This is a genomic window from Geobacillus sp. C56-T3 (assembly GCF_000092445.1).
GTDB classification, from domain to species: domain Bacteria; phylum Bacillota; class Bacilli; order Bacillales; family Anoxybacillaceae; genus Geobacillus; species Geobacillus thermoleovorans.
In genome coordinates, this window is record NC_014206.1 from 2857162 (window position 1) to 2871535 (window position 14374).

16 protein-coding genes are annotated in these 14374 nt (G+C 53.2%); 7 read left to right on the plus strand and 9 right to left on the minus strand.

The annotated features are described in order from the left end of the window. Positions 1-96 precede the first annotated feature (96 nt). The gene (gene prpE, locus GC56T3_RS14090; protein WP_013146062.1) at positions 97-834 is read left to right on the plus strand and encodes a bis(5'-nucleosyl)-tetraphosphatase PrpE; all 738 of its coding nucleotides are present in this window, start codon (positions 97-99) and stop codon (positions 832-834) included. Here the strand turns inward: prpE and GC56T3_RS14095 are convergent. The 4 genes from GC56T3_RS14095 to GC56T3_RS14110 form a co-directional block, all read right to left on the minus strand. Continuing rightward, on the minus strand, positions 831-1745 hold the full coding sequence (locus GC56T3_RS14095) for an RluA family pseudouridine synthase (RefSeq protein ID WP_013146063.1): 915 nt from the start codon (positions 1743-1745) through the stop codon (positions 831-833). The genes prpE and GC56T3_RS14095 overlap by 4 nt on opposite strands. 156 nt (positions 1746-1901) lie before the next feature. Continuing rightward, positions 1902-2717, minus strand: coding sequence for an NAD kinase (locus GC56T3_RS14100; RefSeq protein WP_011230331.1), 816 nt, complete (start codon positions 2715-2717; stop codon positions 1902-1904). Beyond that, positions 2714-3352, minus strand: a complete 639-nt coding sequence (locus GC56T3_RS14105; RefSeq protein WP_011230330.1) for a GTP pyrophosphokinase family protein — start codon at positions 3350-3352, stop codon at positions 2714-2716. The genes GC56T3_RS14100 and GC56T3_RS14105 overlap by 4 nt, the downstream gene beginning before the upstream one ends. A gap of 135 nt (positions 3353-3487) precedes the next feature. Further along, entirely contained in the window at positions 3488-3859 is a 372-nt protein-coding gene (locus tag GC56T3_RS14110) for a hypothetical protein (protein WP_013146064.1), read from the minus strand. Between the two features lie 135 nt (positions 3860-3994). On the opposite strand from GC56T3_RS14110, the gene GC56T3_RS14115 reads away from it, so the two are divergent. The 5 genes from GC56T3_RS14115 (at position 3995) to GC56T3_RS14135 (ending at position 7233) form a co-directional block, all read left to right on the plus strand. Further along, entirely contained in the window at positions 3995-4588 is a 594-nt protein-coding gene (locus GC56T3_RS14115) for a CYTH domain-containing protein (protein ID WP_011230328.1), read from the plus strand. Next, entirely contained in the window at positions 4585-5208 is a 624-nt protein-coding gene (locus tag GC56T3_RS14120; RefSeq protein WP_013146065.1) for a lytic transglycosylase domain-containing protein, read from the plus strand. The genes GC56T3_RS14115 and GC56T3_RS14120 overlap by 4 nt, the downstream gene beginning before the upstream one ends. 102 nt (positions 5209-5310) lie before the next feature. Beyond that, positions 5311-5724: a hypothetical protein gene (locus tag GC56T3_RS14125; RefSeq protein WP_011230326.1), complete on the plus strand. Its 414-nt coding sequence runs from the start codon at positions 5311-5313 to the stop codon at positions 5722-5724. After that, the gene (spxH, locus tag GC56T3_RS14130; protein WP_011230325.1) at positions 5717-6610 is read left to right on the plus strand and encodes a ClpXP adapter protein SpxH; all 894 of its coding nucleotides are present in this window, start codon (positions 5717-5719) and stop codon (positions 6608-6610) included. Before GC56T3_RS14125 ends, spxH begins: the two co-directional genes overlap by 8 nt. Positions 6611-7035: 425 nt before the next feature. Then, entirely contained in the window at positions 7036-7233 is a 198-nt protein-coding gene (locus tag GC56T3_RS14135) for a hypothetical protein (protein ID WP_013146066.1), read from the plus strand. Positions 7234-7246: 13 nt separating this feature from the next. On the opposite strand, the gene pepF is transcribed toward GC56T3_RS14135, so the two are convergent. The 4 genes from pepF to mecA form a co-directional block, all read right to left on the minus strand. Further along, entirely contained in the window at positions 7247-9070 is a 1824-nt protein-coding gene (pepF, locus tag GC56T3_RS14140; RefSeq protein ID WP_013146067.1) for an oligoendopeptidase F, read from the minus strand. Then, a complete protein-coding gene (locus tag GC56T3_RS14145) occupies positions 9070-10398 on the minus strand; it encodes a competence protein CoiA (RefSeq protein ID WP_013146068.1) in 1329 nt (442 codons plus the stop codon). Before GC56T3_RS14145 ends, pepF begins: the two co-directional genes overlap by 1 nt. 182 nt (positions 10399-10580) lie before the next feature. Continuing rightward, positions 10581-12089: a cardiolipin synthase gene (gene cls / locus GC56T3_RS14150; protein WP_011230321.1), complete on the minus strand. Its 1509-nt coding sequence runs from the start codon at positions 12087-12089 to the stop codon at positions 10581-10583. Positions 12090-12185: 96 nt separating this feature from the next. Then, positions 12186-12866, minus strand: a complete 681-nt coding sequence (gene mecA / locus GC56T3_RS14155; RefSeq protein WP_013146069.1) for an adaptor protein MecA — start codon at positions 12864-12866, stop codon at positions 12186-12188. A gap of 210 nt (positions 12867-13076) precedes the next feature. On the opposite strand from mecA, the gene GC56T3_RS14160 reads away from it, so the two are divergent. Then, positions 13077-13736, plus strand: coding sequence for a TerC family protein (locus GC56T3_RS14160; protein WP_013146070.1), 660 nt, complete (start codon positions 13077-13079; stop codon positions 13734-13736). 50 nt (positions 13737-13786) lie between these two features. Here the strand turns inward: GC56T3_RS14160 and spxA are convergent, their stop codons facing one another. Continuing rightward, on the minus strand, positions 13787-14185 hold the full coding sequence (gene spxA, locus GC56T3_RS14165) for a transcriptional regulator SpxA (protein WP_011230318.1): 399 nt from the start codon (positions 14183-14185) through the stop codon (positions 13787-13789). Positions 14186-14374: the final 189 nt, after the last annotated feature.

A 14374-nucleotide genomic window follows, 5' to 3' on the forward strand; every position in this document is an offset into this window, starting at 1 on the left:
CTTCGATGGATAGAGCAGGCTGCCTCATCTTTTCTTTTCCTTGTCGAACGGACATACTGGTAGTATAACGATTCGGGCTAGAAAGGAGCTCATCCTATGCAGGTGGACATCATCGGCGACATTCATGGCTGCTTCCGCGAATTTGCCGCATTGACGGAAACACTCGGCTACCATTGGGACGAAGGGGTGCCGATTCATCCCGACGGACGAAAGCTCGGCTTCGTCGGCGATTTGACCGACCGCGGTCCTGAATCGCTGAACATGATCGAGATCGTCTGCGCCCTTGTTGAGCGAAATTTGGCTTACTACGTGCCAGGCAACCATTGCAATAAACTGTACCGCTTTTTTTTAGGACGAAACGTGCAAATCGCCCACGGGCTTGAGACGACTGTCTCCGAGTACCGCACCTTGCCTCCAAGCGAACAGGAGATGATCCGCCGCAAGTTCATCCGCCTGTATGAACAGGCGCCGCTGTATGCGGTGCTCGATGAGGGGCGCCTTGTCATCGCCCACGCCGGCATCCGTCACGACTATATCGGGCGGACGGACAAAAAAGTCAAGACGTTCGTCCTGTATGGGGACATCACCGGCGAAACGAACCCGGACGGGACGCCGGTGCGCCGCGACTGGGCGAAACGGTATCACGGCAGCGCATGGGTTGTATATGGCCACACGCCGGTCGAAAAACCGCGGTTTGTCGGGCGGACGGTCAACATCGACACCGGCTGCGTATTCGGCGGCGCGCTGACCGCCTTGCGCTATCCGGAAATGGAAACAGTCTCCGTTCCTTCCTCGATGCCGTTCGTTCCGGAAAAATTCCGCACGTTCTCCTAATCATCAGCGTACCGTCTGCGCGTTGCCTCGATGAGGAGCTCCATATCGTCAGGAAGCGGGGCGGAACATGTATACCAGCGCCCGGCAAACGGGTGAAAAAACGACAGCTGCCGGCTATGAAGCGCCTGGCGGCCGATCATCTCCCGGCTCCCGCCGTACAGTTCATCGCCGGCGAGCGGGTGGCCGAGATAAGCCAAATGGACGCGGATTTGGTGCGTGCGCCCCGTCTCCAGCCGGAGCGAAACGTATGTATAGCCATAAAGCCGCTCAAGTACACGAAAATGAGTGACAGCCGGCTTCCCGTCTTCCCGCACTTCGCGGGCAATGATGCTGTCACTTTGGCGGCCGATGGGGGCGTCAATCGTCCCTTCATCCTCGACGATGACGCCATGGCAAATGGCCTCATACGTGCGCACAACGTGCCCTTTTTGCTGCAATGCCGACAACAAATGATGAACGTGGCGGTGCTTGGCGACGAGCACGAGCCCGGACGTGTCGCGGTCAAGCCGGGTGACGATATGGACGGTCGAGTCGAGCTGCTGCTTTCGATAATGGTGAAGCAAGCCATTGGCGAGCGTCCCGCCCGGATGGTGGCGCGACGGAATCGTCGCCAATCCCGCTGGTTTGTTGACAACAAGGACGTAATCGTCTTCATACAGAATGTCAAGCGGCATCGCTTCTGCGTCCATCCAATCGCTTGTCCGCTCCGGCGGAAAGACAACCGACAGCGTCTCGCCGGCGCGCAGCACATGGCGGACGGTGACGGGCCGACCGTCAACCAACAGCGCCCCGCCATGGAATTTAATATCGGTAAGCGCCGTCCGCGAAATGCCGTTCTCTTGCAAAAACTGGCGCAGCAGCTTTCCGTCGTGCTGTTCATCGATGGAAAAGGTCATGGTAAACGGCGGCAATGTTCGTCACCTTTCTGATCAAAAATCTCCGTCTTGCTCATCGTGTTCCATCCACTTTTCTTTGGCGCCGCTAAAACGGAATCGGCATCCGCGCCAAAAGACCATCACCTCGCCGCAAACAGGAAGCGTTGCCTAACCAAGGAGGCGGGCTTTCCCTCAGTCGGCGATAAACGAGTCGCGCACCCGCCGCCAAAACGGAAACGGCCGAAAGCGGGCGAAACGCACCTTTTCATCGGCCACCCGGCATTGAATCGACTTCACTTCTTTATGCAACAGTGACAAATGGTCGATCGTAATTTGAAAATCGACGTGGTTGACCGGCTTGAGTAAACACGTATGGTGCGCCGGCAGCACGAGCGGCGAACCGATTGTCCGAAACACGCGGTTGTTGATCGACGCCATCTCGGTCACTTGAATCGCCTCAAGCGAAGGATGCAAAATCGCGCCACCGAGCGCTTTATTGTAAGCCGTGCTGCCGGTCGGCGTCGAAATGCACAACCCGTCGCCGCGGAACCGCTCAAACAAGTCGCCGCGAATCTCGACATCCATCACGAGCGTCCCGCTGACGCACTTGACTGTGCATTCATTGAGCGCTAAATACTTTGCCTCGCTTCCGCCGTTGAGATAGCGGATCGTCACCTCAAGGAGCGGGTATTCGACCACTTGGTACGGCGTCTTGGCGATGGCGATGACGAGCTTTTCGAGTTCCTCCGGCACCCAGTCCGCGTAAAAGCCGAGATGGCCAGTATGGACTCCGACAAACGCCGTCTTGTCCAACCGATGGCAATAGCGATGGAACGCATACAACAGCGTTCCATCACCGCCAACCGAAATGACGAGATCAGGTTCCTCTTCATCGTAACGCAAGTCAAAGTCAAGCAAATACGTTTTCATTTTTTGCGCCAGAGCGTTTGATATGTCGTCGCCTTTGGACGTGATGGCGAACACGAGCGGCGCGTCCGTCCGTTTCATTGCCCTTCTCCTTTTGCTTCTTGTTTTCGAGAAAAAGCAGCCTGCGCTTCTTGAATTTCAAAGCGGATTTTCGACATCTCCTCATCGAGGCGATAGGCCGCCTCCGCGGCGCGCTGCAACCGAACTTTGATATCTTCGGGGAAACGCCCGCTGTACTTATAGTTCAACGAATGCTCAATCGTCGCCCAAAAGTTCATCGCCAACGTTCGAATTTGAATCTCCGCCAAGATGTTTTTTTCACCGCGGATCGTCTGCACTGGATAGCGGATGACGACATGGTACGAGCGGTAGCCGCTCTCTTTTTTTTGCGTGATGTAATCGCGTTCTTCGACAATCGTAAAATCGTTGCGCTGGCGCAATAGCTCGACGACGGTCTTAATGTCATCGACAAACTGGCACATGATGCGCAGCCCCGCAATATCTTGCATCTCTTCCTCGAGACGGTCGAGCGGGATGTTTTTCTTTTGCGCCTTATCCAAAATGCTGGCAACTGGCTTCACCCGTCCGGTGACAAACTCAATCGGCGAGTGCGCTTCAATCATCTCGAATTGGGCGCGAATGCCCCTTAGCTTCACTTTCAGCTCCTCAACCGCCTGCTTATACGGGGCTAAAAACAAATCCCAATGGTTGACCATCGTACCACCTGCCTACATGTTTTCGATCTCCCGCGGCTTACGTCTCTTGTTGCTCGATGGAACCGCTCATCTGTCGAATTCACCGGGCCGCTCCCGATCCTAACGCGCCGGAAAGGGAAACCCCCGGCTTATTGCTCAAAAAAACACGTCTTGCACCGCCTGTTCAAGCGCCTCGCCATAGTTGGCGTTGCCGCGAATATTTTCAAGCAAATAAGACAGTTCATCGTGAAACTGTTCAAGCTCAAGCGTCCTCTCTCCACATCGAAGCCAGACCGGCTCCTTGGCGTCAAGCGCCGCCTTTAGCTCAGGCCACCACAGCTTCGGAATCATGACATATAGAAAGCGGTCATCGGTTTCCAAAATGTACGCAAACGCCAACGCATCCGAGTCGACAAGCATATGGCGTTTCGGCGTTACGCGGGCAAGCGGAACCGGAGCATCATTGACATACAGCCAAAGCCGGCCGCCTTCCCGCTCCGCCCGCTCGACGATCCATTTTTCGTTCATGTTTTCTCTCCTTCCGCATCAACCATCCGCCCTTTATTTTACCATATTCACCCTATACAGGCGAAATAATTGATATTCGCCGGAAAACAGCTGATAATAGAGGGAGACGACTATCCTGTCTGAAGGGGATTCACGATGCATCAAGAAATCGAAATCGAATTAAAAAACTTGTTAACGGCAGCGGAGTTTGCTGCCGTCCGCGCCGCCTTCCGCCTTGATGATGGCGCTTTCTTCCGCCAGGAAAACCATTACTTTGACACCCCGTCATTCGCCCTGAAAGAACGAGCGGCAGCGCTGCGCATCCGGGCGAAAGAGGGACGCCTGACCTTGACGCTGAAACAAACGCGGGCGGACGGGACCATTTTGGAAATCCATGAGCCGCTTTCGCTGTCTGAAGCGGAAGCGTTGCTTGCTGGTATAGCGGCGCCGCGCGGGGCGATCGCCGATTTGCTTGCAGAACTGGGCATCAACCCACACGAGGTGCGCTGCTTTGGCTCCCTTGTCACCGACCGAGCCGAATGGCCGCATGAAGGCGGCACGCTATGCCTTGACCATAACTGTTACTTGCAAAGCGAAGATTACGAACTTGAATATGAAGTGGATCACGTGGAAGCGGGTGAAAAGCGGTTTTTGCGCCTGCTTGAGGCGCTCGGCATCCCGCGCCGCCCGGCGCCAAACAAAATCGCCCGCTTTTACGCCCGCATGAAAGAAATGGAGGAAAGACGATGACCGTTTCGCCATTAAAGCTGCTCATCGAATGGCAGGCGCTCAATGCGTTCTCACCCGGACGCTCCAGCCTGTTGCCATCGCCGGTGCCATCCTTGTTTTCAAGCTTGCTTGCCGAATCTCTCAGCCGCGGGGAGGAATCCTCTGCCGAGGCGCCTCAAGCTGCCCTAAGCGGTCAGCCCCCGGCGCCCGCCGGCCATCGCAGCGCCCCGCTCGAACATGAAGCGGGTGCTGCAACCAACTCATCTTCTTCCATCGATGCTTTAATCGCGGCGGCAGCGGAAAAATACGATGTTGACCCGCAGCTCATCCGCGCCGTCATTCGCCATGAGTCAAATTTCCGTCCCGATGCGAAAAGCCCGGCTGGAGCGCTTGGACTCATGCAGCTCATGCCAAGCACGGCAAAAATGCTCGGCGTCCACAACCCGCTTGATCCGGCGCAAAACATCGACGGCGGCGTAAAATATTTGCGCCAGCTCCTTGACCGGTACAGCGGCAATATCACTCTCGCCTTAGCCGCCTACAACGCCGGGCCCGGGCACGTCGACCGCTATGGGGGCGTGCCCCCATTTGCCGAAACGCGGGCGTATGTCGAACGCGTGTTGAAAAGCTACCGCACATAAACGAGCGGTGCTCGAGTCACTTTGTTTGAGATCCATGCGTGCTGTTGATAAAATAGCAATCAAACGACAACGAATGATTTTCAAACAAAAGGAGCATCCGCGATGGGTGAACAATGGCAAACTCTTTATGAGGCGATCGGCGGAGAGGAGACGGTTGCGAAACTTGTCGAAGCATTTTACCGTCGCGTGGCCGCGCATCCGGACTTGCGGCCCATTTTCCCTGACGATTTGACGGAAACCGCCCGCAAGCAAAAACAGTTTTTAACACAATATTTAGGCGGCCCCCCTCTTTACACGGCAGAGCATGGACACCCCATGCTGAGGGCGCGCCATCTCCGCTTTGAAATCACGCCGAAGCGGGCGGAAGCGTGGCTTGCCTGCATGCGGGCAGCCATGGACGAAATCGGCTTGTCCGGGCCGGCGCGCGAACAGTTTTATCACCGGCTCGTACTCACCGCCCATCATATGGTCAATACCCCAGATCATCTGGACAGAAAGGAGCATACCCTTGAGTGAGAAGTTTGCTGGGAAGACGACATCAACTTGCTACCCTTCCCAGCCGCTAGGCAACACGAACAAACCGCTCGAGCTGTATTTGTTTATCGATCCTTTATGCCCGGAATGCTGGGGGCTTGAACCAGTCATCAAAAAACTGACGATCGAATACGGCCGTTTTTTTACCTTAAGGCACATATTGAGCGGAACATGGGCGACATGGAGCGCGCGCAAAGGAACGAAGCCGGAGGCAATGGCGAAAGCGTGGGAGTGGGCGGCGAACCGCACCGGCATGTCATGCGACGGCAGCGTTTGGCTCGAAAACCCGATTTCGAGCCCGTTCGCCCCATCGCTCGCCATTAAAGCGGCGGAAATGCAAGGAAAGCGGGCTGGCCTTCGCTTTTTGCGCAAGCTGCAAGAACAGCTCTTTCTCGAAAAACAAAATGTCGCCGATTTGTCGGTGCTCGCCGAATGCGCCGTCAAAGCGGGCTTGGATGTCGATGAATTTTTGCGCGACATGCACTCGCCGGGAGCGGCGAAGGCGTTCCAATGCGATTTAAAAATCACATCGGAAATGGACGTCGACGAAATTCCGACGCTTGTGTTGTTTAATGAAAACATTGAAGACGAAGGCATTAAAATTTCCGGATGCTATCCGTACGACATCTACGTCGAATTGATCGCTGAAATGCTCGGCTTCCATCCTGAACCGTCCTCTCCTCCTCCGCTGGAATCATTTTTAAGCCATTTTAAATTCGTCGCCACAAAGGAAGTTGCCGTTGTGTACAACTGGACGATCCAAGAAGCGGAAACGGAAATGAAAAAGCTGCAGCTAAAGCAAAAAGTGGAGCGGGTGCCCGTCAAACACGGAACATTTTGGCGCTATATCGATGATTCCCGTCCCTAGCAGCAGGGATGGGCGCAAGAAAAAGCCCGGCTGACGCCGGGCTTTTTCTTGTTGCCAAGACAACAAAGGGGATGGGAGAAATTGTTCACGGTCAAACAAAGGGGTATCAGGTTTTGTCTTCCGTTCACGTTTTTATCTTACCAAACGTCCAACCAAATTGGCAACCCGTTTGCTCGTTTGTTCACATTATTGTCATAATTCGCCCTGCGTCATGATCAGGCAGACAAACAGCATATAATCAACTAGGCTCTTCACCAAAAGTTGTACTTGATTTTTTCTGAACATACCCTATTTACGCTTGTGAGGGAAAATCAACAAATCAGTGATTTTTGCACATCTTTGTGCAGGAAACCGTATTGCTTGTCAAGTACATGTTGTGGTGAAGAGCCATCAACTAAAGCAAATGGGAAGAGGTGGCCATCGCCATGAAGCAGCGCATCGTCTTATCCCTTTGGGCGGCGGCATCCACTGCCGCCTTTATTCTGAACTTGTTGGGCCTCATGCAGCTCCTTCCGCTTTGGGCGACCATGCCGCTTTTGTTTCTCTCCTTGCTTGGATTGGTAGCGACATGGAACCGCCGCCATCAGTTTCGTGGATTTCCGTCCAAACGAATGCGGCTGTAGCGCCGCATTCGTTTCATTTCTCAAGCAGCCGCTCCATCTCATCAAGCTTCTCCGCAAACACTTGGCACGCTTGGCGGATCGGCTCGGCGCTCGTCATGTCGACGCCGGCTTTTTTCAATACTTCAATCGGGTAATCAGAGCTGCCGGCTTTTAAAAAGTCGATGTACCGTCTCACCGCCGGTTCGCCTTCTTCCAAAATTTGTTTGCTAAGTGCAGTCGCCGCGCTGAAGCCGGTTGCGTATTGGTACACATAGTAGTTGTAATAAAAATGCGGAATGCGCGCCCACTCGAGGCCGATTTCTTTGTCCACGACAATATCATCGCCAAAATACGTTTTATTTAAGTCGTAATAAAGGGACGTCAACGTCTCGGCCGTCAATGCCTCGCCTTGTTGCGCCTTCAAATGGATCAAATGCTCAAACTCCGCGAACATCGTCTGGCGAAAAACCGTGCCGCGGAACCCCTCAAGATAATGGTTGAGCAAATAGAGCCGCTTTTTCTCATCATCGATCGTTTTCAGCAAATAGTCGTTCAACAGCGCCTCATTGCACGTCGACGCCACTTCGGCGACGAAAATTGAATAATGCGCATACGGATACGGCTGCGTTTTGCGCGTATAGTAGCTGTGCACCGAATGGCCAAACTCATGCACAAGTGTAAACAAATTGTTCACATTGTCCTGCCAGTTGAGCAAAATGTACGGATGGGTGCCGTACGCTCCCGACGAATAGGCGCCGCTTCGCTTTCCTTTGTTTTCGCGCACATCGACCCAACGGTTGTCAAGACCTTCTTTCACGATCGCCACATATTCCTCGCCAAGCGGCGCGAGCCCTTCAAGCATATATTGCTTCGCTTCCTCGTACGTCACTTCCATTTTCACTTCTTGCACAAGCGGCGTGTACAAATCGTACATATGCAGCTCATCAAGCCCAAGCACTCGTTTGCGCAGCCGCACATACCGGTGCAGCAATGGCAAATGTTCATGAATCGTAGCAATTAGGTTGTCATAGACGCTCTCCGGAATGTTGTTCGCATCCAACGCCGCTTCCCGCGCCGAACGGTAGCGGCGGATACGGGCGAAAAAGTTGTCTTTTTTCACCGTGCCGGCAAGCGTATTGGCGAACGTATTTTGAAACTTCTCATACGTATGGTATACGGCGTAAAACGCATCGCGGCGGACGCGGCGGTCCGTGCTTTCTAAAAAGCGGATGAACCGGCCGTGCGTGACTTCGACTTCCTCGCCGTTTTCATCGATGATCGTCGGAAACGTCAAATCAGCGTTGTTCAGCGCGCTGAACGTATTGGATGTCGCCTGCATCACCTCGGCTGCCTGCGCCAAGATCGCCTCCTCTTCCGCCGACAGCACGTGCGGGCGCTGGCGCGTAATTTCGTCTAACGCGTGCGCATACAAGCGAAGCGGCTCGTATTGTTCCAAAAACGAGCGCAGCACCGCTTCATCGATCGCCAAAATTTCCGGCACGATAAACGCCATCGCGCTCGATGCTTCGCTGTACAAGCTTTTCGCCCGGGCGTCGAGCCCTTGGTAAAACGAGTTGGTCGTATCTTGATCATAGCGCATATGGGCGTATGTATACAGCTTGCCGAGGCGCATTGATACGTCATCTTGGCATTGCAATGCTTCATACAGCACTTCCGGCGATTCGCCAAGCCGCCCTTTGTATTCGCCAAGCTTTGGAATCATTGCCTTCACTTGTTTGAACTCTTCTTCCCAGGCGTCATCGGTGGGAAAAATGTCCTCAAGCCGCCACGTTTCTTCCACCGGAATCTCGCTTCGCAGCGGCAGCGACTTTTTCGCTTTCTTTTCCTCCACCGTCATCATTCCTCCTTATACAAATAATCGATACACGAATTATTATTCACCATTCCGTTCATCTTTTCCTGTTTTCTGTTCATTTTCTCCGCGTTTTGAAATTCAAGCGCCTCCCAATAGCGGCTAAGTGCTGGCGTTTGATGAATTTGCTCAAGAAGCGCAGCATCTTGATGAATCATCTGATCGACGGTCGACGGAAACGACAGCGGCTTCACCAAATGAAGCTGGTCGCCCTCTTCGCGGCGGAGATAGCCGAGCAGGCTCAACCAATGCAAATACTCGCCGACGGCCTCACGATACGTATCCCGGCCGACAAGCGGCAGCTGGCGCGGAACGAGGCGGCCGGTGCGGATTTTGTCGTCGAGCCACTGAAATAAAGATACTGCCGTTGCCGGCCGTCCGGTCTTTCTAAGAAGAAACAAAAGGACATACGTTTGCCAAATGAACGGCGCCGTCTCCCATAAATACCCGCGCGGCACTGGCCAGCCTGCTTCGGTCGGAAACAGTGACGGAACGATGCCCGCCTGGTAAAAATCAGCACAAATGCGGCGCACGGTTTGGTTCGGATAAAGCGGAAACGTCCGCCGCCATTGTTTTTTTCGTTCGAGCCATCGTTCCCAAAACTCGGATGGAAGCGGCAGCGGGCAGGAGGCCATCCAATCGGGGAACGAAAACGACGAAAGCGGAATCGAATCGACCGCGGCCAATGTTCGCTGCACCGATAGCGGCAACGGGCGAAAAAGGCGGATGAAGCGTTTCGTCTCTGGACTGTAGTACCATATATGTGGAACGACTGAATATGGAGCGCGATGGGCAAACAACCATTGAAACCGGGAGAGCTGCACTTCCCCCGAATATTTTGGCGAACGCCGCAAATGATGGGCTCCTAACACCCACAACGGGCGGATGCCAAGGAGACGGTAGCCGTCATTGCGTTCGCGAAACAGCGATTCATCGATCGTGGAACATTGGTATTCGAGGGCATAAAGGTGTGGGCCATGGCGGAACAATATGTCAGGACGCTGCTTGATGGCGGGCAAATACGGCTCGAGCTTCGCCTCCATGCCTTGGCGAATGAGCCACGCGAACAAGTCTCGCTTCCCAGTTAAGTGACGCTCCGACTCCGGTTCGTGCTCGACCGGGCAGGCCGCCCCTTTTCGATGGGCGAAATGCGGCAAACGGTAGCGGCCCGACCGGAGCACCACTTCTTGACGGCACGCGGGACAAAAAAACGGTTCCTGTCGTTTCAGGCGCATCAGCCCCTCTCGTTCCCATCTTTCCGCCCCGGCAAGCGAAACCGTCCTGCCATCAGCTGTGAGAGCGACAAACAACATGATCACTTCCTTTCCAGTAAAAAATAGTTGTCTGTGAGCGGGAACAGCTGGAATTGTTCTCTGCTGCCCCCTTCACGGTTCTTCCCTTTTATTCGTTGACCATCGCCGGTTTTCCTGCCCAAAGCCAAACTGCGCCGAAAAAAGTCCGCCGATTCGGCGGACTGGCGTTTACAAGCGGTTGGTTACAACAGAGGCGACAACAGCCGGGAGACCGATTCAGCGATACGCACCCGGAACGGGCGCTGTTGAAACTGTTCGTAGTCGATCATGGAAGCGTGGCGAAAATCTTCCAAAAAGTCGCGGACGAGTTTATGAATGCTGTCGGTATAATACAAAAAGGCGTTCACTTCAAAGTTTAAATGGAAACTGCGCATATCCATGTTCGCCGTGCCGATCGAGGCGAGCTCGCCATCGACGACGATGACTTTGCTGTGCAAAAACCCTTTCTCATACTCGTAAATTTTCACCCCAGCCTCGAGCAGCTCGGGAAAATACGAGCGCGAAGCGTAAAAGACAATTTTTTTATCCGGACGCTTTGGCGCCAGCAGGCGAACATCGATGCCGCTTAACGCCGCCACTTTGAGCGCCGTCAAAATGTCTTCATCCGGCACAAAGTACGGCGAGGCAACCCAAATCGACCGTTTGGCCGACGTAATCATGGCAAAATACAGCTGTTTGATCACTTCCCACTTTTGGTCCGGACCGCCGGCAATGAGCTGCACCCCGCCTTGCCCTTCCTCGACGATGAGCGGCGGCGACAAATAGTCCGGCGTCAACAAGCGTTCTCCCGTCATGTAATACCAATCTTGCAAAAAAATGAGCTGGAGCGTCCGGACGGCTTCACCGCGGATCAATAAGTGCGTATCGCGCCAAAATCCGAAATATTTGTTTTTTCCTAAATACTCATCTCCGATGTTCAGCCCGCCGACAAAGCCGACGCCTCCATCGATGACAATGATCTTTCGGTGATTGCGGAAATTGATTTGGTTGCTTAAAAACGGGAGGCGCACTGGTGAAAACGGGATCATCTCGACTCCAGCCGCGCGCAGCTCCTCGATATAGGCGTTTGACAACTTCCAACTTCCAACGGCGTCGTACAAAAAACGGACGCGCACCCCTTGGCGCGCCTTTTCCATCAAGACGCGCTTCAACTGTTGGCCGATTTCATCATGACGGACGATATAATATTCTAAATGAATATGGTGTTCCGCTTTTTCCAGTTCAGCAAAAATAGAAGAAAATGTCTCCTCTCCGTTCGTCAACACTGCCGTCTGCGAGGCGAGTGAAACCGGATGCTGGCCGATGCGATAAGCAAGGCGCAAAAGCGGACGCTGATGGGGCGCCATCGGCAGCCGCTCGACGGCAATCGGCGACGGCTCTTGAAACTTGAGCAGCACCGCCTCATCAAAATCGGCTTTCTTTTTATAGCGCCGTTGTTGCCAATAGTTGCGTCCGAACAATAAATAAAACAAAAAGCCGACAATCGGAAAGCTCCCCAGCACCGCCAGCCAAGCGATCGTCTGCGCCGGCTTTCGATTCTCAAGAGAAATGACCAGCGCAATAAAGATGACGGAACAAGACATCAATACGCTGAAAAGACCAAGCAGCTTCCCTTCCCAAAACCCGTTCGTCAATGCCAGCAACGCGCCGACAATGACGACGAGAATCGCCACTCTCGATGTGTTTCGCAACAAAACCCCTCCACCCGGCTCTTCATGATGGCCGTTTTTCTTCCGCTAACGTAGAAAACGCCGATTTCTGGCGGCGAAATCGGCGGAATGGAAACATTATGAGGCTGGAAAATACGTTTTGATCGTTTCGAGTGCATTGTCGCCCATAATTTCAGTCCCGTATTCTTCAAGTCGATAAATCGTCAGCTGGGAATCGCTTCCGTATTCCAACAGAAGGCTGAGCATATTGTCCACTTCCTGCTCGGTGTAGCGCTCGTCAAACTCCACGAACAAGTAATAGCGGCCTTCAAATTGGAACAGGCGGTTCGACAACCGAGAGAAGTCAGCGCGATGGGCCAAGGAAATGACATCCTCGATATCCTTGAACGAAAGGATGAATGGAAGGACATCTTGCTCTTCTCTCTCCTCGGCGTCCCCGTTTTGACCAAAGTGGAAATGGTGGCCGAACAGCGATTCCACCTTTTCATCAGCTGACAGCGAAAACTCGCGCCATTTCTCTTCTGGAAGCGGCAGCTCGAGCTTGCTTCCGTCTTTGGACAACTGCGCTTTCGTCACGACGACTTCAAGCCCTTTTTCGAGCGCCTGCACTTGGATCCAAAGCGGGCCATCGAGCGAAAAATCGCTTTCCCCATGAACTTCATCCATCATTTCCCAAAATAATTCTTCGCTTCGTTCCCGATTGTACCAAATTTCCTCGCGGTCAAAGCCGCGCTCCTCTATATCAACATAGGAAATGTAGAACTTCACCGTATGTTCATTGATGCGTTCGATTTCCATTTCTCAACTCTCCCTTCTAAAACAAAGAAATAAAAAAGGAAGGGATTGTGCCCCTGAAACTATTTAAATCAAAACTTATGATCTTGTACTTTTATTTTATGATAAAAAGCGAAAGAAGGGAAATAAAAAAACGCGTTTTTAAAAATTGGTTATGAAACCGGCCATGTCCTACTATAATGATGATGAACACGGACGGAATGAGGGACGCCTATGGTGGATGAATACATCGTTTCCATCTTGCTGATTATCGGCATTGATGTCATTCTTGGCGGGGACAATGCGGTTGTCATTGCGCTAGCAAGCCGCAACTTGCCGGAACAAAAGCGGAATGTGGCCATCATTGTCGGCACCGCGCTGGCGATCGCTGTTCGCATTGTCTTGACGGTGGCCGTCGTTTGGCTGTTGACGATTCCGTTCTTGCAGCTCGCTGGAGGCGTCGTCCTCTTTTGGATCGCCTTGAAACTGATCAGGCAAAAAGACGAAAAACCGACTATGATCAAAGCCGAACCGTCGCTTTGGAAAGCCATCCAGACGATCGTCGCCGCCGATGTCGCCATGGGTCTTGACAACGTCATCGCCATCGCTGGAGCGGCTCAAGGCCATATCGGACTTGTTGTGTTCGGTTTTCTCTGTTCCGTTCCTATCATCATTTTAGGCAGCAAAATCATCCTTTATGCCATGGAACGGTTCCCGATTCTCATTTATGCCGGCGGCGCCCTCTTGGCGTACACCGCTGGAAAGATGATCGCTGCCGAAGAGCGGTTGCGCCCGTTTTACCCCCCGAATGGGGAGGCGCTGTTTCCAATGGCGGCGGCCGTTCTTGCCGTTTTGCTCGGCTTGGCGGCCCACCGCCGGTCGCGCGCCGCATAAAGCAAATGATAAAAAACTTCTACATGGCAGACCATGTAGAAGTTTTTTTATTACCCGTTCACCAGCCGCTGCGCTTCACGAAGCTGATACGCCCGCACTTTGCGCGGCAGAAAGCGGCGGATTTCATCTTCGTTGTAGCCGACTTGAAGCCGCTTTTCATCAATGATGATCGGCCGGCGCAAAATGCCTGGGTTTTTTTGAATGAGTTCGTACAAATCTTGCAGCGGCAGAGCTTCCAAGTTAATGTTCAGCTTCTGGAATACTTTCGAACGGGTGGAAATGATCTCATCCGTCCCCGTTTCCGTCATCCGCAAAATCTCTTTAATCTCCTCGACCGTGAGCGGCTCGGAGAAAATATTGCGTTCGACATAAGGAATATTGTGCTTCTCGAGCCACGCCTTCGCCTTCCGGCATGACGTGCAACTCGGTGATGTGTATAGCTTGACCACTTCGATCACTCCTTTTGACAAGGAATCCCTTGCTTCCCTCGTCCGTCAGACGACAGACGTGCACCGCTATGCCGGTTTGACGTCTGACAGCATAGCGACACGGCTTGGACGCCAGTCTGGCGATCAGCCGCTTTGCCAATCGTTTGCAAATTGAAATGACTTTAACATGATATATTATACAATACATCG